At 47.9% G+C, this 17296-nt stretch carries 25 protein-coding genes and 3 pseudogenes; 19 read left to right on the plus strand and 9 right to left on the minus strand.

Annotation, left to right across the window (positions count from 1 at the left end; translation table 11 throughout):
* Positions 1-6: 6 nt before the first annotated feature.
* The 6 genes and pseudogenes from AAAU26_RS02860 to AAAU26_RS02885 all read left to right on the plus strand — a co-directional run.
* Positions 7-135: pseudogene (locus AAAU26_RS02860) on the plus strand (Maff2 family mobile element protein); the annotation flags it as partial.
* Between the two features lie 192 nt (positions 136-327).
* The gene (locus tag AAAU26_RS02865; RefSeq protein WP_005927798.1) at positions 328-651 is read left to right on the plus strand and encodes a PadR family transcriptional regulator; all 324 of its coding nucleotides are present in this window, start codon (positions 328-330) and stop codon (positions 649-651) included.
* Positions 648-1235 (plus strand): DUF2812 domain-containing protein, encoded by a 588-nt coding sequence (locus AAAU26_RS02870; RefSeq protein ID WP_005927795.1) that lies wholly within the window; start codon positions 648-650, stop codon positions 1233-1235. Before AAAU26_RS02865 ends, AAAU26_RS02870 begins: the two co-directional genes overlap by 4 nt.
* A 120-nt stretch (positions 1236-1355) precedes the next feature.
* Positions 1356-1857: pseudogene (locus AAAU26_RS02875) on the plus strand (RNA polymerase sigma factor).
* Positions 1835-2032: a helix-turn-helix domain-containing protein gene (locus tag AAAU26_RS02880; protein WP_008818017.1), complete on the plus strand. Its 198-nt coding sequence runs from the start codon at positions 1835-1837 to the stop codon at positions 2030-2032. The pseudogene AAAU26_RS02875 and the gene AAAU26_RS02880 overlap by 23 nt, the downstream one beginning before the upstream one ends.
* A 42-nt stretch (positions 2033-2074) precedes the next feature.
* On the plus strand, positions 2075-2500 hold the full coding sequence (locus AAAU26_RS02885) for a hypothetical protein (RefSeq protein WP_129873547.1): 426 nt from the start codon (positions 2075-2077) through the stop codon (positions 2498-2500).
* Between the two features lie 102 nt (positions 2501-2602).
* Here AAAU26_RS02885 and AAAU26_RS02890 read toward each other — a convergent pair whose 3' ends face one another.
* Positions 2603-2896, minus strand: coding sequence for a hypothetical protein (locus AAAU26_RS02890; RefSeq protein ID WP_173016138.1), 294 nt, complete (start codon positions 2894-2896; stop codon positions 2603-2605).
* Between the two features lie 43 nt (positions 2897-2939).
* Here AAAU26_RS02890 and AAAU26_RS02895 point away from each other — a divergent pair, with 43 nt between their 5' ends.
* The 7 genes and pseudogenes from AAAU26_RS02895 to AAAU26_RS02925 form a co-directional block, all read left to right on the plus strand.
* Positions 2940-3338, plus strand: a complete 399-nt coding sequence (locus AAAU26_RS02895; protein ID WP_227619385.1) for a plasmid mobilization protein — start codon at positions 2940-2942, stop codon at positions 3336-3338.
* A complete protein-coding gene (locus AAAU26_RS02900; RefSeq protein ID WP_227619384.1) occupies positions 3310-4932 on the plus strand; it encodes a relaxase/mobilization nuclease domain-containing protein in 1623 nt (540 codons plus the stop codon). Before AAAU26_RS02895 ends, AAAU26_RS02900 begins: the two co-directional genes overlap by 29 nt.
* Before the next feature lie 184 nt (positions 4933-5116).
* Positions 5117-5329, plus strand: coding sequence for a hypothetical protein (locus tag AAAU26_RS02905; protein ID WP_058966390.1), 213 nt, complete (start codon positions 5117-5119; stop codon positions 5327-5329).
* Positions 5319-6068 (plus strand): phage replisome organizer N-terminal domain-containing protein, encoded by a 750-nt coding sequence (locus tag AAAU26_RS02910; protein WP_006555734.1) that lies wholly within the window; start codon positions 5319-5321, stop codon positions 6066-6068. The genes AAAU26_RS02905 and AAAU26_RS02910 overlap by 11 nt, the downstream gene beginning before the upstream one ends.
* Positions 6065-6919 carry an ATP-binding protein gene (locus tag AAAU26_RS02915; RefSeq protein ID WP_009255551.1) on the plus strand — a complete coding sequence of 285 codons (855 nt, stop codon included), beginning with the start codon at positions 6065-6067 and terminating at the stop codon, positions 6917-6919. The genes AAAU26_RS02910 and AAAU26_RS02915 overlap by 4 nt, the downstream gene beginning before the upstream one ends.
* Complete coding sequence (locus AAAU26_RS02920; protein WP_002569233.1) at positions 6916-7104, plus strand: transposon-encoded TnpW family protein; 189 nt, start codon at positions 6916-6918, stop codon at positions 7102-7104. Before AAAU26_RS02915 ends, AAAU26_RS02920 begins: the two co-directional genes overlap by 4 nt.
* Positions 7105-7215: 111 nt before the next feature.
* Positions 7216-7530: pseudogene (locus AAAU26_RS02925) on the plus strand (recombinase family protein); the annotation flags it as partial.
* 565 nt (positions 7531-8095) lie between these two features.
* Here the strand turns inward: AAAU26_RS02925 and AAAU26_RS02930 are convergent.
* The 3 genes from AAAU26_RS02930 to AAAU26_RS02940 form a co-directional block, all read right to left on the minus strand.
* A complete protein-coding gene (locus tag AAAU26_RS02930; protein WP_044928407.1) occupies positions 8096-8503 on the minus strand; it encodes a DUF4299 family protein in 408 nt (135 codons plus the stop codon).
* A 36-nt stretch (positions 8504-8539) separates the two neighbouring features.
* A complete protein-coding gene (locus AAAU26_RS02935; protein ID WP_195325533.1) occupies positions 8540-9340 on the minus strand; it encodes a helix-turn-helix domain-containing protein in 801 nt (266 codons plus the stop codon).
* Between the two features lie 61 nt (positions 9341-9401).
* Positions 9402-9992, minus strand: coding sequence for an SMI1/KNR4 family protein (locus AAAU26_RS02940; protein WP_033117768.1), 591 nt, complete (start codon positions 9990-9992; stop codon positions 9402-9404).
* Between the two features lie 344 nt (positions 9993-10336).
* Here AAAU26_RS02940 and AAAU26_RS02945 point away from each other — a divergent pair, with 344 nt between their 5' ends.
* The 5 genes from AAAU26_RS02945 (at position 10337) to AAAU26_RS02965 (ending at position 14195) form a co-directional block, all read left to right on the plus strand.
* Positions 10337-10750: a cysteine-rich VLP domain-containing protein gene (locus AAAU26_RS02945; RefSeq protein ID WP_147601179.1), complete on the plus strand. Its 414-nt coding sequence runs from the start codon at positions 10337-10339 to the stop codon at positions 10748-10750.
* Positions 10751-10861: 111 nt separating this feature from the next.
* Positions 10862-11257 (plus strand): replication initiator protein A, encoded by a 396-nt coding sequence (locus AAAU26_RS02950; protein ID WP_015521724.1) that lies wholly within the window; start codon positions 10862-10864, stop codon positions 11255-11257.
* Positions 11258-11442: 185 nt separating this feature from the next.
* Positions 11443-12387 (plus strand): MobV family relaxase, encoded by a 945-nt coding sequence (gene mobV, locus AAAU26_RS02955; protein WP_227619383.1) that lies wholly within the window; start codon positions 11443-11445, stop codon positions 12385-12387.
* Positions 12371-12586: a hypothetical protein gene (locus tag AAAU26_RS02960; RefSeq protein WP_024738636.1), complete on the plus strand. Its 216-nt coding sequence runs from the start codon at positions 12371-12373 to the stop codon at positions 12584-12586. Before mobV ends, AAAU26_RS02960 begins: the two co-directional genes overlap by 17 nt.
* A gap of 94 nt (positions 12587-12680) precedes the next feature.
* Positions 12681-14195: a recombinase family protein gene (locus AAAU26_RS02965; protein WP_227619382.1), complete on the plus strand. Its 1515-nt coding sequence runs from the start codon at positions 12681-12683 to the stop codon at positions 14193-14195.
* Here AAAU26_RS02965 and AAAU26_RS02970 read toward each other — a convergent pair.
* From AAAU26_RS02970 to AAAU26_RS02990, 5 genes are all read right to left on the minus strand, one after another.
* A complete protein-coding gene (locus AAAU26_RS02970; RefSeq protein ID WP_227619381.1) occupies positions 14179-14658 on the minus strand; it encodes a hypothetical protein in 480 nt (159 codons plus the stop codon). The genes AAAU26_RS02965 and AAAU26_RS02970 overlap by 17 nt on opposite strands.
* A gap of 11 nt (positions 14659-14669) precedes the next feature.
* A complete protein-coding gene (locus tag AAAU26_RS02975; RefSeq protein WP_223383318.1) occupies positions 14670-15062 on the minus strand; it encodes a hypothetical protein in 393 nt (130 codons plus the stop codon).
* Between the two features lie 156 nt (positions 15063-15218).
* Positions 15219-15605, minus strand: coding sequence for a hypothetical protein (locus AAAU26_RS02980; RefSeq protein ID WP_223383317.1), 387 nt, complete (start codon positions 15603-15605; stop codon positions 15219-15221).
* Positions 15606-15776: 171 nt separating this feature from the next.
* The gene (locus tag AAAU26_RS02985; protein ID WP_005924698.1) at positions 15777-16472 is read right to left on the minus strand and encodes a DUF4367 domain-containing protein; all 696 of its coding nucleotides are present in this window, start codon (positions 16470-16472) and stop codon (positions 15777-15779) included.
* Positions 16465-17004: an RNA polymerase sigma factor gene (locus AAAU26_RS02990; RefSeq protein ID WP_227619380.1), complete on the minus strand. Its 540-nt coding sequence runs from the start codon at positions 17002-17004 to the stop codon at positions 16465-16467. Before AAAU26_RS02990 ends, AAAU26_RS02985 begins: the two co-directional genes overlap by 8 nt.
* An 86-nt stretch (positions 17005-17090) precedes the next feature.
* On the opposite strand from AAAU26_RS02990, the gene AAAU26_RS02995 reads away from it, so the two are divergent.
* Positions 17091-17296, plus strand: a 206-nt coding sequence (locus AAAU26_RS02995) for a DUF3847 domain-containing protein (RefSeq protein WP_431834270.1), incomplete at its 3' end; no start/stop codon positions are given.

Genomic DNA, 17296 nt, shown 5'->3' on the forward strand with positions numbered 1-17296 from the left:
ACGACTATGGAATTCTTTAACTCTGCTATCGAAGTTCTTCAGACTCTGGTTGTCGCTCTGGGTGCCGGTCTCGGCGTTTGGGGTGCCATCAACCTGCTGGAAGGTTACGGTAACGACAACCCCGGCTCCAATGCTCATATACGGTAAAGAAGCAACAACACAAATTGAGAACAGCGTACCCTACTATTCTGTATCAAAGTGGAGCAGTAACACGAAAATGTTGCTGCTCCATTTTCATGCCCCTTAAATAATTTCCTTGAATCTGCTTGACTTATATTACGGTTAGTGATATATTTATTACAGTAATCGTAATAAGGAGGCTGGACTATGAGAGACAATGCAAAAAGTGGCGCACTTACAGAAGTGACCTTTTATATTTTACTCTCTCTTTATACACCAAAACACGGATACGCCGTTATGCAGTTTGTTGAAGAAAAAACGGGCGGGCGGCTTTCGTTAGGCGCAGGCACTTTATATGGAGCATTAAACTCTTTGCAGGACAAGAAGTGGATTGAACCTTATGGAGATAGTGAGGGAAGAAAAAAAGAATACCACATTACAGCACAGGGAAAAGAAATTGCAGAAAAAGAGCTTGCAAGACTAAATGAACTTGTAAGCATTGCAAGTGAAATTATTGGAGGTGCAGTATGAGTAAAAAATGTTATCGCTTTTTTGGCGGATTGCTAAATACGCAGGAAAAATGGCTAAACAAAATGTCTGAAAAGGGTTATCGACTTGTTCGGACAGGAAAACTGTTATACGAATTTGAAAAATGCAAGCCCGATGAAGTGACCTATTGTGTAGAGTTTATCGGAGAAAAATCAAAAGAGAGTTCAATAGATTATGCTAATTTTTTGGAGGATATGGGATATAAGGTGTTTTTTAAAAATATCAATCTAAACTATTCTGTTGGAAAAGTTCGTTGGCGCCCATGGGCAGAAAGGGGCGGTCGTATTGCGACAAACACAACAACTTTTAATCGAGAAATCTTGATTGTGGAAAAAGCAAATGATGGAAAGCCTTTTGAACTCCATACCTCTTATGACGATAAAGAAAAATATTATCGCAACTTACGTAATCCGTGGCTATTTCTACTGCTCATGTTTGCACTATTCGCAGTTACAAAGCAATCTATAATCTTTGGTATTTTTGCGTTGGTTTCTGTAATTCCTGGCAGTATATATCAAATACAGATAATGAAAATCCGAAAGGAAGCCAAGACACAGGAATGGTGAGGAAATAAATAGCAAATCCAGCCGAGCCTGTCAACGGTCAAGATGAACGGCGCAAATGCGCCGCCGTTGACAGCCCCGCCCGTCTTTGCTGTTCGGTAATCAAGAGGGCGACAGCATAAAATGCTGCCGCCCTCTGCCATTATTCAGAAAGGGGGGATTTTCCATGACCGAACACGAAAAGTATCAAGAACATATCCGGCATACACACGATGCCTTTTGCAAGACCGTTATTCGCCACGCTGCCATAGACGCAGCCCGGAGCATACGCAGCCGCCGCAAGCGGGAAATCTCGCTTGAATATCTGATAGAAGAAAAACACTATCCATTCAGTACCACAGATAAATACTTTGCGGAGCAATCCGGCATGACCAGCTATCCGCTTTTCGTCTGTGGTCAGATGGTGCTTTTGGAAAGTCCAGAGCTTGCCGCAGCGCTGTCCGCACTATCACAGATGGAACAGGAAATCATTTTCCTGTACTACTTCCAACGATTGACGCATAGGGAGATTGGACGGAGATATGGACGGGCTGGCAACACAACCGGGCGGCGTATTCAGATGATTTTACGGCGGCTACGGGCAGAGTTGGAGGGCTTGTCCTATGAACCAGCTACTTCCCTATGAGACAATCGTTAAGGCAAGCGAGGGCGACCCGGAAGCTGTTGCCGCCGTTCTATCTCATTATGCCGGATATATCCGCTCTTGTGCGAAAATGGACGGACAGATTAACACGGATATGCAGGAGCATATCGTCAGGCAACTGATAGAAAGCCTGTTGAAGTTCCGCTTTGACCGCTAAACAGAAAAGTTGTATAATTAGAGCCTGACAAATTAAACTTCAATGAGGGTAGAGCAAATGGAACAGATTATCAATTATAGAGACATACCCACAGATAAAAGGATTGACATATTAAATGCTCTTGAGCGAATAGGTTTTTTTCCGGCATACGGCGGCGTGAAAACAATGCAGCAAATTATGGAAAAGTCAGTTCCAGGTTCAGGCCCACAATTCTATTTCGTTTTCCGTGAAAATGAGTTGATAGGGTACAATTTTCTCATTGGGGACACTAAGAAATATAAAGCGTTCCCATGGCTTGCTATTAGCAATATGGATGAGCAGAAGTTGACTGTTTGTGAAGAACTGATGAAAATACAAATTTCCTTTTTTGAAGAACTCGGAATGCAAAAGATAGCAGATCATTGCGTTAGGATTATGGAAGATTACAGAAAAGGAATTGGAAAGCAGAAAGAAAGCGATTGCAGATAAATTCCATTTGAAAAACGGCTGACAATTTAATACCGCCGCCCATCACAGCGGCAGATAAGCAGTAAATCTTGAAAAGGTTTACTGCTTTTTTTGCGCCCATTTTCAAAAATCTTTGGCAAACCACACCGCCGGATTGTTGTAGGGAGCAGACAGGGAAAACAAAAAATTTTCCGTGCGTTTGCCAAAACGCCCCCTTTTCACCGTTGTAGTGGTGAACAGCGGGCAGAACACGCCGCCGCAATCGCTATATTGGTGGAGCAAGCCAGTATATCCGCAAACCAGAGCCGCCGAGGAAAGCGGTAGTTTTTTAGAGCAAGATTCTACCACGGTGCCAAAATCCGCATATCTGCGGTTTTGCCCCCTTTGGTAAATCTTGTTGGGGAGTGCCTTCCCCAAACCCTGCTCATGCGCCCTGTCGGGCGAGAAAGGAGGTCAACGCTTGAAGAAAAAATACAACACACCCCACCGCTGCCATGTGGTCAAAACCCGCATGACCGAGGAAGAATACGCCGACTTTACCGAGCGGCTGAAACACTATGACATGAGCCAATCCGAATTTATCCGGCAAGCCATTACACGGGCGACCATTCGCCCCATCGTTACCGTTTCCCCGGTCAATGATGAACTGCTGTCCGCTGTTGGAAAGTTGATAGCCGAATACGGAAAAATCGGCGGCAACCTTAATCAGATCGCCCGTGCCCTCAACGAATACGGAACGCCCTACAATACGCTGTCCGTTGAAGTGCGAGCCGCCATTTCCGACCTTGCTGCCCTAAAGTTTGAAGTCTTGCAGAAAGTGGGTGACGCTGTTGGCAACATTCAAACATATCAGCTCTAAAAATGCCGACTATGGCGCAGCGGAAGCCTACCTCACATTTGAGCATGACGAGTTTACCATGAAGCCCACCCTTGATGAAAACGGGCGGCTGATACCGAGGGAGGATTACCGCATTTCTTCCCTTAACTGCGGGGGCGGGGATTTCGCTGTTGCCTGTATGCGAGCCAATCTCCGCTATGAGAAAAACCAAAAACGGGAAGATGTGAAAAGCCACCACTATATCATCAGTTTTGACCCACGGGACGGGACAGACAACGCCTTGACCGTAGACCGGGCGCAGGAGCTGGGCGAGCAGTTCTGCAAAGAACATTTCCCCGGACACCAAGCCTTAGTCTGCACCCACCCGGATGGGCATAACCACAGCGGGAATATCCATGTGCATATCGTCATCAACTCCCTGCGGATTTATGAAGTCCCGCTTCTGCCCTACATGGACAGACCAGCCGACACAAGGGAGGGCTGCAAGCACCGCTGTACCAACGCCGCTATGGAATATTTCAAGAGCGAAGTCATGGAGATGTGCCACCGGGAGGGGCTTTACCAAATCGACCTCTTGAACGGCAGTAAGGAACGGATAACAGAACGGGAATACTGGGCGGCAAAGAAAGGGCAGCTTGCCCTTGATAAAGAGAACGCCGCCAGAGAAGCCGCCGGACAGACGACCAAGCCCACCAAGTTTGAAACGGACAAGGCGAAGCTGCGCCGGACGATACGGCAGGCACTTTCCCAAGCTACCAGCTTTGACGAGTTTTCTTCCCTTTTGCTGCGGGAGGGCGTGACCGTCAAGGAGAGCCGGGGGCGGCTTTCCTACCTCACGCCGGACAGGACAAAGCCTATCACAGCCCGGAAGCTGGGGGACGATTTTGACAAGGCTGCTGTCCTTGCCCTGCTCACGCAGAACGCCCGCAGAGCTGCCGAACAGACCACAGCCATACCCGAATACCCTGCCGCAGTTAAAAAGCCGTCACAAGGGGAAAAAACCACAAAAACCACCCCGGCAGACAACACCTTGCAGCGCATGGTTGACCGGGAAGCAAAGCGAGCCGAGGGCAAGGGCGTGGGCTATGACCGTTGGGCGGCAAAACACAATCTAAAGCAAATGGCAGCTACCGTTACCGCCTATCAGCAGTACGGCTTTTCTTCCCCGGAGGAACTGGACGAAGCCCGTTCTGCCGCCTATACCGCCATGCGGGAAAGCCTTACGGAGCTGAAGCAGGTGGAAAAGACGCTGGACGGGAAAAAGGAGCTGCAACGGCAGGTGCTTGCCTATTCCAAGACCCGCCCTGTCCGGGACGGGCTGAAACAGCAGAAAAACGCCAAAGCAAAAGCAGCCTACCGACAGAAGCACGAAAGCGACTTTATCATAGCAGACGCAGCCGCCCGCTATTTCAGGGAGAACGGCATTTCCAAGCTGCCGAGCTATAAAGCCCTGCAAGCAGAGATTGAAACCCTTATCCAAGAGAAAAACAGCGGCTACAACGATTACCGGGCAAAACGGGAGGAATACCGCCGCTTACAGACCGTCAAGGGCAATATCGACCAGATTTTACACCGGGAGCGCAAGCCTGTGAAAAGGCAGGAACAGGAACGATAAAAACCGCCCCAAAATGTACCCGAACCCATACAGAACAAGGGGGCTGCCCCGCACCCTATCCGCAATACCAAAGGATTTTTTAACGGGCTTACAGGGCAGAAAAACCCCGAAAATGATACCGAGATGATACAAAATTACCGCCGATACCGCCACACCAGCGGAAACGGCAGAAAGGAGCGCACCCATGCCAAGAATGAGCAAGAAACGGCGGCTGGAATGGTCTTTTTTCCTGCGACAAGTAAAAGTCGGGAATACCACCTGCGACCGTATCACATACAACGACCTCTGCCGGGGCTGTACCCATAGCTGCAAGCAGAGCTTCCGGGCGGTTATCATACTCTGCCCCCACTACTACTCCAAACGCCGGAAAAAGGAGGACAGGGACAATGGCAGATAACCGCAAGTATTACTACCTCAAGCTGAAAGAGAACTTTTTTGACAGCGACTCCATTGTGCTGCTGGAAGATATGAAAGACGGGATTTTATACTCCAATATCCTCTTGAAGCTGTACTTAAAATCGCTGAAAAACGGCGGGAAATTGCAGCTTGACGAGCATATCCCCTACACAGCGCAGATGATAGCGACACTGACCCGCCACCAGATAGGGACGGTTGAGAGGGCTTTAGAGATTTTCCGGCAGTTGGGGCTTGTGGAGCAGCTTGACAGCGGGGCTTTTTATATGACCGATATTGAGCTGATGATAGGACAGTCCTCTACCGAAGCCGAGAGGAAACGGGCTGCAAGGCTGGAAAACAAGGCACTTTTACCGCCCCGGACAAAAGGCGGACATTTGTCCGACATTCGTCCACCAGAGATAGAGATAGAGTTAGAGAAAGAGATAGAGATAGAAAAAGAGAGAGAGGGAGAAACGGGACACCCCGCCCCCGCTGCTTATGGCAGATACAACAATGTGATACTGACCGATACAGAGCTTTCCGGGCTGAAAACAGAGCTGCCCGACAAGTGGGAGTATTACCTTGACCGGCTTTCCTGCCATATCGCTTCCACCGGGAAGCAGTACCACAGCCATGCAGCCACCATTTACAAGTGGGCGCAGGAGGACGCTGCCAAAGGCAAGGCTGCCCCGAAACAGGGCATACCCGATTATTCATGCAAGGAGGGCGAGAGCTTATGAAAAACGAGATTGAAGCTATGATTACGGACATTACAACCACTACCACCGAAGCGGAGGATTACACAGGCGAGGACGGGCTTTTATACTGCGGTAAGTGCCATACGCCCAAAGAAGCCTATTTTGCAGAGGGAAAGACTTGTTTCGGGCGTGACCGCCACCCAACAGACTGCGACTGCCAGCGGGCAGCCCGTGAAAAGCAGCAAGCCGCCGAAAGCCGACAGAAGCACCTTGAAAAAGTGGAGGACTTGAAACGCCGGGGCTTTACTGACCCTGCTATGCGGAACTGGACATTTGAGCATGACAACGGCAGAAACCCACAGACCGAAACCGCCCGCTTTTATGTGGAGAGCTGGGAAACCATGCAGGCTGAAAATATCGGCTACCTGTTTTGGGGAGGCGTGGGGACGGGAAAAAGCTACCTTGCCGCCTGTATCGCCAACGCCCTTATGGAGCAGGAAGTCCCGGTGTGCATGACAAACTTTGCAACGATACTGGGTGACCTTGCCGCCAGCTTTGAGGGCAGGAACGAATATATTTCCCGCCTTTGCAGCTACCCCCTGCTGATACTTGATGATTTTGGTATGGAGCGAGGGACAGAATACGGGCTGGAACAGGTTTACAGCGTGATTGACAGCCGTTACCGAAGCGGCAAGCCGCTGATCGCCACGACCAACCTCACGCTGGAGGAATTGCAGCACCCGCAGGACACGCCCCACGCCCGTATCTATGACAGGCTGACTTCCATGTGCGCCCCCGTCCGCTTCACGGGCAGCAACTTCCGAAAGGAAACCGCACAGGAAAAGCTGGAACGCTTAAAGCAACTGATGAAGCAGCGAAAGGAGAGCCTATGACAGAAACGAAACAGACAAGCACCACCAAAACAGACCGCCGCCCGGACTGTGTGACGGAAATCCGCATGGGCAACTCCGTCCTTACCGTTTCCGGCTTCTTCAAGCAGGGCGCAACCGACACCGCAGCCGACAAGATGATGAAAGTGCTGGAAGCGGAAGCTGCTACACAAAAAACGGCGATTTGACCGACCATAAAGAAGCAGATTTGACGCTTTTGCCGCTATACAGACAGCCGCCCCATGTGGTACAATCAAGGTACGGAATAGTGGGGCTGGCTGTCGGAAACGGAGGATTTTATGTTAAGACAGACCAACCAACAACCAATTACCGCCCTTTACCCAAGACTATCCCATGAGGACGAGCTGCAAGGCGAAAGCAATTCCATTTCCAATCAGAAGCGTATCCTTGAAACCTATGCAAAGCAGAACGGCTTTTCCAATCTGCGCTGGTACACGGACGACGGTTATTCTGGTGCGAACTTTCAAAGACCCGGTTTTCAAGCCATGCTTGCGGACATTGAAGCCGGAAAAGTCGGGACAGTTATCGTAAAGGATATGTCGAGGTTAGGGCGAAACTACCTGCAAGTGGGAATGTACACGGAAACATTATGGACAAGGACACAAAAGGCAGACCGAGAAACGGGGGCTGCTGACAACAAGTAAAGGCTGAGTATCAAGCACCGGGAAAGTGCGGGATATTCAGCCTGTTTTGTTGTCAGGGGTTTCCAAAGGGGCTTGCCCCTTGGCACACGACTTTGCGTAGCAAAGTGTAGTGTGTTATACGCTCTGTCGGCGTTGCCGTGAAAATACCGTTGCCGCCGGGGAGGGCAAGGGCATTTGAAGCGGCAGGAAAACAGGGCTGTGATTGCGTGGCGTGGAGCCGCAAGCGCAGGACTGGTTTCAGCAGCAGACAGGGCGTATATGAAAGCCCCGTCCCTCGTCCTATGCCGGACTATAGGACAAAGTGTCCCAGCCGGATAGCCACACCCACGAAAAAGCGGACGGACTTTCTTCTCAAAATCGGAATGGGCGGGAAAGCCATTTTAGGGCTTTCCCGCCTTGATTACCCATCAGCAAAGACGGGCGAGGCTGTCAACGGCGGCGCATTTATGCGCCGTTCATCTTGACCGTTGACTGACACGGCTGGCTTTGCTATCCGTTCCTAATCTGTATGTAATCAATATAATTTACGAGGAAGATTTCCAAATAGACTGTCTAATTCTTCATGGGTCATTGCTCTAATAAGTGCCCAATTATCTTTTTTCATAAGAATAAATGGTTCAAGTCGTTTTATGGCTTCGTGGTATTCCATTTGCCCGATAATTCCACCTTGTGGATTTGTAAGGCTAACCATTGTAATAATCCATTCGCTAATTGTCTTGCCCTCTATTGCCCACTGCTCCTCCGGCACGATTGGGAAAAGAGAATCGGTATCTTCTGTAAGCGCAAGCCCTATCAAAAGTGTACCATCTTCTTTTTCGTAACACTTAGGATTAGCTTGATATGCTTCTTGTAAAAGTTTTTCAATATCCGGCTTTGTTAGCTTACTATTTGTCTGCGAGTTCTTTTTCTTAAAGAAATTCATGTTTTTGATTTCCTCCATTCTGTAATTTCATATTTATTACTTTCTCCCTCGCTGTGGGGTTGGATTTTTCAGCAAGTCCGACTTCTGTGCAATCTTTTTCAGCCACTTCTTTTCTTCTTCGGACAGCTTCTTCAAATTCAATTTGAGCCGCTTACAGATAAACGCCAAAGCTGCTTGCTCCGGATCGCTGTCTGGGCTGGCGGTTTCCTCGGCGGTCTGCAAAAAATCTTCCAGAGGATTGTCCTCCGGGACGCTGAAAAAATCGTCCTTATGCGCTTCCCGCAGGTCAAGAGCTATCTTGTTTATGTCCTGCTGTATCACATAGCGGCAAAAGCTGTCATCATCAATATGGGCGGCGATAAGCTGTCTTAACTGCGGGTCAGACAAGCCGGGATTGTGCTGCTTCATAATGGTTGTGCTCACAGCGTCTACAATGGCGTTTGCACTCTGCACCTGTTTGCCAGCGATACCGTTTACATAGATTTCAAGGTCAGCCATGAGCCGGGGGAAATCCGGGTGTGCCGCCAGCTCACACAAGAGGGAATTATCCACCCGCCCACTTTTCAATAGTTCAATCATATCATCGCTCAAACGCAGGTCTGCAAGATCGGCGTTTGGGTGATTTCTTGTTTGGGACAGTCCCAGCAGATAATCGGCGGTCACGCCGTAAAACTTCGCCAGCTTGATAATGGCATAGTGGCTGATGTCCTTGAAGTCCTTTGCTTCATAACTGCCCAACGCAGACTTGGAGAGATTTACCTGTTCTTCAAGCTGCTCCAGCGTCAGCCCACGCTCCACACGCAGGTCTTTTAGTCGTTCTTGTATGGATAATTCCATGCGCTCCCTCCTTGTCTGCCCAATAAATGGGAAGCTATCGCTTACATCATATAAAGAAAAATTATATTAAATTCTCAATAACTGTTTCCGTCATTTTCAGTGCTTCGGTAATGTTCGGAGCGACATAATAGATAAAATCCGGGTCATGCACATAACAAATAATTTGACCGATTTCACCTTTCTCGCTTGGGTTATAGTCCAACATCAGATAAAGAGAACCGGCATACTCAGCAAAGGGAAACCAACGCTCACAAAACAGATATGGCTTTATGCGTTCGTCTAATTGTTGCAGTTGTTTTTCACCAATTACATTTGGAAACTCTGTCATTTTACAGTTTTTATTTTGAAAAAGAGATTTTAACTTGATTATTTCTTTTAGTGACAGTAGGCGATACCCGCGATAAAATCCCTCCTGCGGCCAAATTAAGCTCATATAGCCGCTGCCGTTTTTGTATGAATATACGGTTTTAAAATCCTCTGGCAATCTTATTTGAAATTGATTTTCAAAGGCGCTTAATTCTTCTTTTGTAGCACCTTGAATTTTAAGATACTCGTCAATATCTTCCTGTTCTACTTCCTCATCATTTAGTGCTTCAGCATTTTCAAGGAGAAGCTGCTCATTTCTCTTGACAAGTTCCACTATGCTATCCATTTTGAACACCTCACAACTTCCGATTTATCGTCTTGTATTTATTATTTTACCACAATTCCGAGAGCGTGGAAATAAAGAGTTTTCCGGGCTGATTTCCGACCTTATGGATATACGGGGCGGGCGGTCTTTTAGGTGTAGACTTAGGGTAGTTCATCGATGAGCTGCACCTTGAAAAATGAATAACCGTCCGAAAAGGAATACCCCGGCAGGGGAAGCACCGCAACGAGCCACTTCGGGACAAAATGTCCCGAAGTCCGGGGAGCGTGCCAACGCCGGAACACGCCGCAGGAATGGGGCAGGAAGCCTTTTCGGGGAGAACGGCTAAGGAAAAATGGAGGGAACACATGAGAGAGAACCCATATAAACGACTGCCGCCCATAGAGCGCAGGCAGGACGGTTCCCTTTACCGCATGACACCGGCACAGAGGAAACAGGCAAACGCCCTGATCTGCCGGGAGTGCTGCTGTTATGAGGATGGGAACTGTATGCTCCTTGACGATGGGGACACCCACACCTGCCCCCAGACTATTTCTTTCTCGGTCTGCTGTAAGTGGTTCCGCTGGTCGGTCTTGCCGCAAATCGGAACGCTGGAAGCGGAGATTTTCCGGGATAAGGAGCTGAAACGCTGTGCGATCTGCGGCAGAGTGTTTGTCCCAAAGTCCAACCGAGCGAAATACTGTCCCGACTGTGCCGCCAGAGTTCACAGGCGGCAGAAAACAGAAAGTGAACGGAAAAGGAGGTCTTGTGTGGACAGTTAGGGGCTGAAAAGTCCTTGATTTACAAGGCTTTGCAAGCACAGAACAGGGGCAGGCAATAGAAACTACCGTCTGCCCCCGGAAACAGGCTTCTAACCGTCCACAAAACACGATATGACAAACACCATTTATATCCATCAGCCGGAAAAGGCGGTCAGCTTTACCCGGCTTCCGAATTTCCTTTTTGAAGCCCCCACATTCACACCCCTGTCCAACGAAGCAAAGGTACTGTATGCCTTTATCCTGCGCCGAACAGACCTATCCCGGAAAAATGGCTGGGCGGACGAATACGGGCGGATTTACCTCTACTATCCCATCAACGAGGTGGTGGAGCTGCTCCACTGTGGGCGACAGAAAGCGGTCAATACCCTGCGGGAGCTGCAATATGCCGGACTGGTGGAGATCCAGAAGCAGGGCTGTGGAAAACCCAACCGCATTTACCCAAAATCCTATGAAGCGGTTCCAAACACCGACTTCAAGAAATCCCATTCTGGTACGCCGGAGGGCTGAAAACCGTACTCGATGAGTACGATAATCAATCCTCTTGAAGTACGAAAACCAGACGGTATATAGAAATACAGAGATAAAAACGATTTTATTTATATCTTATCCATTCCCTTCCTATCTGAGATATTTTCTGTGGGATTTTCCTGTGGAAAAGTCCCGGAAAGGAACGGAATGGGGAAAGGAGTTTCATGGCACAACACGCAATTTTGCGATTTGAAAAGCACAAGGGCAATCCGGCAAGACCGCTGGAAGCCCATCACGAACGGCAAAAGGAACAGTACGCCAGCAATCCCGACATTGACACCAGCCGGAGCAAGTACAATTTCTACATCGTCAAGCCGGAGGGACGCTATTACCACTTCATTCAAAGCCGCATTGAACAGGCTGGCTGCCGCACCCGCAGGGATAGCACCCGGTTTGTGGATACGCTGATTACCGCCAGCCCGGAGTTTTTCGAGAAGAAGTCCCCAAAGGAGATACAGGAATTTTTCCAGAGGGCGGCTGATTTCTTAATCGGGCGGGTAGGGAAAGAAAATATCGTGTCGGCGGTGGTACACATGGACGAGAAAATGCCCCACCTGCATTTGGTCTTTGTTCCGCTGACAGAGGACAACCGCCTGTGTGCAAAGGAGATTATAGGGAACAGAGCCAACCTCACAAAATGGCAGGACGATTTTCACGCTTATATGGTGGAGAAATATCCCGACTTGGAGCGTGGGGAAAGTGCCAGCAAGACAGGCAGGAAGCATATCCCCACCCGTCTGTTCAAGCAGGCGGTCAATCTCTCCAAACAGGCAAGAGCCATTGAAGCTACGCTGGACGGTATTACCCCATTCAATGCCGGAAAGAAGAAAGAGGAAGCCCTCTCCCTGCTGAAAAAGTGGTTTCCGCAGATGGAGAATTTCTCCGGTCAGCTCAAAAAATACAAGGTCACAATAAACGACCTTTTGGCAGAAAATGAACAGTTGGAAGCCAGAGCCAAAGCCAGCGAAAAAGGCAAGATGAAAGATACGATGGAACGGGCAAAGCTGAAAAGCGAACTGGACGATTTACAGCGGCTGGTTGACCGTATCCCGCCGGATATACTGGTGGAACTGAAACGGCAGCAGCGGCAGCATGGAAAGGAAAGGTGATTTTATAAGTACCACTATCAGATACAAAAAGGAAACGGAAGTCGTGACTTTTCAAGGCAGGGAAATCACGCTGGAAAACCTCTCCCCGGTGTTCACGCCGGAACAGGAAGCGGTCAAACGCCGGGAACTGGAGCAGCAGCTTTATGAGGTGTTCCGCAAATATGCCGATAAGCGGCAGAAAGAGGAAGCCGGGGCATAAGGTTTTCCAAAGCCATCGTTGATTTGCGGAGCTGCTGGCGGTATAATGAAACTGTCAGCAGCTCCGTTTCTTTTTTAAGAAAAGGAGCGACAATATGAACAATCGAATAGACGCAATCTATGCAAGACAATCGGTAGACAAAAAGGACAGCATTTCCATTGAAAGCCAGATTGAGTTTTGCAAATACGAATTGAAAGGCGGGAACTGCAAAGAGTACAAGGACAAAGGGTATTCCGGGAAAAATACGGAGCGTCCACAATTCCAACAGCTTATGCGGGATATTGAAAGCGGCCTTGTGCGGAAAGTGGTGGTTTACAAGCTCGACCGCATCAGCCGTTCCATTCTCGACTTTGCGAAGATGATGGACTTCTTCCAAAAGTACGAAGTGGAGTTTGTGTCCTCTACGGAAAAGTTTGATACCTCCACCCCGATGGGGCGGGCGATGCTGAATATCTGTATCGTGTTCGCCCAGCTTGAACGGGAAACGATACAGAAGCGGGTGCAGGACGCATGGTACTCCCGCTGTCAGCGGGGCTTCAAAATGGGCGGCAAAACGCCCTACGGGTTTCGGACAGAGCCTTATGTGATGGACGGGGTGCGCACAAAGAAGCTGGTAATAGAGCCAACCGAAGCGGCCTTTGTCCGGCAGATGTATGAGATGTACGCTGACCCGCAGGTATCGCTGCATGACATTACAAAGAAGCTGACGGCGGACGGTATGCGTACTTATCATGGCAGGCCGCTGTCAAGGGCTACTTTGAGCGTTATTCTCCGAAACCCGATTTATGTCATGGCTGACCTCGACATATACGAGTTTTACAAAAGCCAGGGGACGGATATTTACAATGATGCCGCCGACTTTGCCGGGACAAACGGCTGCTATTACTATCAGGGCAAGGGGAATACAGAGGACAAGCACAAGCACCTGCAAGGACAGACGCTGGTACTGGCTCCACATGAGGGGTTTATCCCATCGGAGCTGTGGCTGAAATGCCGGAAGAAGCTGCTTGCCAGCCACACTTACCAGCCCGCAAGGAAAGCCCGGAACACATGGATGGCGGGAAAAATCAAATGCGGGAATTGCGGGTATGCCCTTATGAGTATCTTCAATCCCTCCGGCAAGCAATACCTTCGCTGTACGAAACGGCTGGATAACAAGAGTTGTCCGGGGTGCGGGAAAATCATTACTTCGGAACTGGAGGCGGTTGTTTATCAGCAGATGGTAAAGAAACTGGCAAGCTACAAGACGCTGACAGGCAGAAAGAAAGCGGCAAAGGCAAACCCGAAAATTGCAGCACTGCAAGTGGAGCTTGCCCATGTGGACAGCGAGATTGAAAAGCTGGTGGACAGTCTGACGGGTGCAAACAATGTCCTGCTCTCCTATGTGAATGTGAAGATAGCAGAACTGGACGGGCGCAAGCAGGAACTTCTGGCGAGGATAGCGGAACTAACGGTGGAAGCCATTAGCCCGGAACAGGTCAGCCAGATTTCCGGCTACCTCGACACTTGGGAGAATGTATCCTTTGACGACAAGCGGCAGGTGGTGGATTTGATGATTACCACCATAGCCGCCACAAGCGACAGCTTGAATATCACATGGAAAATCTGACGGGTGGAACCCCTCCCGTCAGATACCTACCCTGTGTAGTCCCTTGTAAACTGTACTTTTTATAATTATTAAAAACTGTTGTCGTGTTTAACTTGTCAAGCAATGGCGTCGAAGAATCCGTCACACTCTCAGAATAGTCAATATTATATACAGAGAATTCAACCATAAGAGCCGCACATTCATATCCCTTATCCCGTGCAATTTGCGCAGCTGCCAACCATGCAAGCTGTGTATTATTTAACAAATTTCCAGATGCACGTGTTTGATCTTCATCTTTCATCTTATCGATAAACTTATTTAATTCATCTATCGACATTCCCGAAAAATCAACATGATACTTATCATTCATGCTTTGAATAACAGGATTGCTAGCTTTACGGCTGCTTATGTTAGCAGCATAAGACACAGTATTTATCGAAAACAAAAAACACACTGAAAGAATTAATGATACGAACCTCTTCATAACGAACCTCCTTAAATTCTGTACTCTACTATATAAATTGTGTGCTTCTCATCATCCCAGACAACGAGACTAAAATTCACATCTTCAGAATGTAAAAGCAATGTATTCATTTCGGCTTCCGAGCGTAGTTCCTTATGCTGACTATTATCATAAAGAAAAAAATTTCCACTTGCAATTTCAGGAATCACAAAATCTAATCCAAAATATGACGACACATTTTTTAATATAGAAGATATGGTTGGAGAATCATTAATTTTCTCCCATGAATCGAGTTGATGAATAATTTTGGCTGCATCCACATCGTAGTATACCGCTAACATTATCCCATCATTTTGCAATCCGCCATAAGCCTCATATATCAACGATTCAGAGTATGTTGCTTTTCCAATTTTGAATTGTTTCAAATAATCTCGTTTTTCATATTTGCTTTTTCTTCCAAGCATAAAGCCCAAAAGCAAGCACAGTGCGACTATAGCTAGGTATCGGATAACTCGCGTTGGTCTCGCCTTTATAATTACCTCACACCTTTCTAACTTGCTGAAATATATAACAAACTCCACTTATCTACTGGTACTTCCGGTAATGGTTTCGCTCCGTCCATCGGAATAGCTAAAGGTCGCAGAATACTCAAGCCTATAAGATTTTCCGGGCTTAGTGTTAAAGCTACTGCTCACCATGCAGGTTGAGGTCGTGCTGCTGTTTGAGCAGCTACTTACTTTTTGCCATGTTCCAATTGTCCCCTTTTCATAGAGAACGCCTGAAACGCTGATTTTCTTTACTCCAGTTCGAGTCTGGGCATCAACCTGATAGTATGTTTGGTAAATAGATCCGTTGACCGTACTATCGCCTACATACCGTTCAGACTTTTCAGCGGCCATTGCGGTGCAGGCAAAGCTCAAGAGAATCACCGCTGAAACAACAATGGACAACAAACGCTTTTTCGACATAGACATACACCTCCGTTTTTTTGCTCCCATCAAGAGCCTTTGTATAATCAACGCAATTCGCATTCGCTTCGTTTCAATTTTCAGGAGAAAATTTTTCAAATTTTCCATCTTTGTAAGTTCAGACAAAAAGAAAGCCAGACATTTGTGAACTCTCACAAGTGTCCAGCTTTCTTAACGGATACCTTCCGCAATTTTCATAATCTCATCGTATGGAATGTTTCCCATAACGGTATGTGTAATCCCCCGATGTTCCCAACTTAGAGTATAAACATTCTTTCCATGTTCATCCGTACTGGTTCCAAGTACACCATCTGCTTCTCCGACCTTTACGGTTTCGTACACTGTATGCTCATTATCAAACAGGGACTGCTGCCCTGGCTGGATAATTGAGCAACGGACTGTGTAGCTTTCCTCTGTTTCTTTTGACGAGTAAACATGTAAAAAGTTTTCTGCTCGCTCAAATTTCTGCACATCGTCCATTTCAAAGCCGTTCGGCACATAATGGTCGCTGTATCCATCCGGGAGCCACTCCAGCGGTTCGCCATCCACCTGATAAGTCAGCTGCATCTCAATGGGCAGAAATTTTTGAATCATCGTATAGACTGCCCTGCGGAAATCAGCGCTGACCGCAAGAGCACCAACCGTCAGCATTACGAGTGTCAATGCCGCAATTAGTACTCGTTTCAACACTGGGTGGTGCTTTTTCTTCTTTAAGGCCTCTGTCATTCGTTCGTCCCATTGGGACGTATCTGGGTAGATTTCCTCAAACTGCTTTGGCGTTGGAAGCGAATCCAGTTCTCTTTGCGCATCTGCACGAAGTGCCATCATCAAAGCCGCATCAAATGAAATGTCTGTCCGCTCACTCATGGCTGTTCATCTCCTTCCATAATAGTTTTCGTCCTCGAAAGAGCCGTGTTCGTACCACTTCATCCGTTAATCCCAGCGATTTTGCAATCTCACGGTTTGTATATCCCATTGCCAAAAGGCGTAGCGGATCACGGTACATCGGTTTCATTTGGCCAATCAGTTCTGTTAGACGTTCAATGTTATCGGTGCTAACTGCTGCATCATCCGGCACCGGAGCGGCATCTGGTTCGTTTGGGACATCTTCCAGCAATTCTTCTCGTTGTTTGCGAAGCATATCATATGCACGGCTTCTACTACAACTAACGAGATAAGCAGCGAGTTCGTGACAGTTTTCTCGATGAATTTTAGAAAAATTTTTTGCAACGTACAAAAATACCTTTTGTAGCACATCCTCTGCCAGATACGAATCATCCATGATTTTGTAAGCGGTATGGTAAACCAGCCGTTTGTATGTATTGTACACCTCGGTAAAATCTTCTTCAAAGTTTCGATCATCAAGCACACTTAGATATAACGCAAGCAACGCAGTCACCTCTATTCACATTGATTGTGTGTAGTGTACCACGAACCAATAAAAATGTCGAATACAACCAACTTTTGAAAAGGAGCGTGATGCCATTGACCCAACCGAAAACCGATCTCGCCTATCTCCGCAGCGAGAAAGCCAAAGCAGAACAGCAGCTGCGCTACTACCAGCACCGGGAGAAAATTCTGGAACACCAGATACCGGAGCTGACCCGCAAGGCCCGTGTGCATCGTCTTTGCACCCGTGCCGGAATGCTGGAAAGTTTTCTGGTCTGTCCGGGAGAACTGACCGACGATCA

The organism is Faecalibacterium longum (assembly GCF_040094125.1).
GTDB lineage: Bacteria > Bacillota > Clostridia > Oscillospirales > Ruminococcaceae > Faecalibacterium > Faecalibacterium longum.

Bases quoted from the DNA above. Each gene is read 5' to 3' on its own strand.
- AAAU26_RS02930 (WP_044928407.1), bottom strand. From the start codon at position 8,503: ATGAATTTCTTTAAGAAAAAGAACTCGCAGACAAATAGTAAGCTAACA.
- AAAU26_RS02880 (WP_008818017.1), top strand. From the start codon at position 1,835: ATGAACCAGCTACTTCCCTATGAGACAATCGTTAAGGCAAGCGAGGGC.
- AAAU26_RS02905 (WP_058966390.1), top strand. From the start codon at position 5,117: ATGCCAAGAATGAGCAAGAAACGGCGGCTGGAATGGTCTTTTTTCCTG.
- AAAU26_RS02945 (WP_147601179.1), top strand. From the start codon at position 10,337: ATGAGAGAGAACCCATATAAACGACTGCCGCCCATAGAGCGCAGGCAG.
- mobV (WP_227619383.1), top strand. From the start codon at position 11,443: ATGGCACAACACGCAATTTTGCGATTTGAAAAGCACAAGGGCAATCCG.
- AAAU26_RS02935 (WP_195325533.1), bottom strand. From the start codon at position 9,340: ATGGAATTATCCATACAAGAACGACTAAAAGACCTGCGTGTGGAGCGT.
- AAAU26_RS02950 (WP_015521724.1), top strand. From the start codon at position 10,862: ATGACAAACACCATTTATATCCATCAGCCGGAAAAGGCGGTCAGCTTT.
- AAAU26_RS02965 (WP_227619382.1), top strand. From the start codon at position 12,681: ATGAACAATCGAATAGACGCAATCTATGCAAGACAATCGGTAGACAAA.
- AAAU26_RS02960 (WP_024738636.1), top strand. From the start codon at position 12,371: ATGGAAAGGAAAGGTGATTTTATAAGTACCACTATCAGATACAAAAAG.
- AAAU26_RS02970 (WP_227619381.1), bottom strand. From the start codon at position 14,658: ATGAAGAGGTTCGTATCATTAATTCTTTCAGTGTGTTTTTTGTTTTCG.
- AAAU26_RS02915 (WP_009255551.1), top strand. From the start codon at position 6,065: ATGAAAAACGAGATTGAAGCTATGATTACGGACATTACAACCACTACC.
- AAAU26_RS02910 (WP_006555734.1), top strand. From the start codon at position 5,319: ATGGCAGATAACCGCAAGTATTACTACCTCAAGCTGAAAGAGAACTTT.
- AAAU26_RS02985 (WP_005924698.1), bottom strand. From the start codon at position 16,472: ATGAGTGAGCGGACAGACATTTCATTTGATGCGGCTTTGATGATGGCA.
- AAAU26_RS02920 (WP_002569233.1), top strand. From the start codon at position 6,916: ATGACAGAAACGAAACAGACAAGCACCACCAAAACAGACCGCCGCCCG.
- AAAU26_RS02940 (WP_033117768.1), bottom strand. From the start codon at position 9,992: ATGGATAGCATAGTGGAACTTGTCAAGAGAAATGAGCAGCTTCTCCTT.
- AAAU26_RS02980 (WP_223383317.1), bottom strand. From the start codon at position 15,605: ATGTCGAAAAAGCGTTTGTTGTCCATTGTTGTTTCAGCGGTGATTCTC.
- AAAU26_RS02865 (WP_005927798.1), top strand. From the start codon at position 328: ATGAGAGACAATGCAAAAAGTGGCGCACTTACAGAAGTGACCTTTTAT.
- AAAU26_RS02870 (WP_005927795.1), top strand. From the start codon at position 648: ATGAGTAAAAAATGTTATCGCTTTTTTGGCGGATTGCTAAATACGCAG.
- AAAU26_RS02885 (WP_129873547.1), top strand. From the start codon at position 2,075: ATGAGGGTAGAGCAAATGGAACAGATTATCAATTATAGAGACATACCC.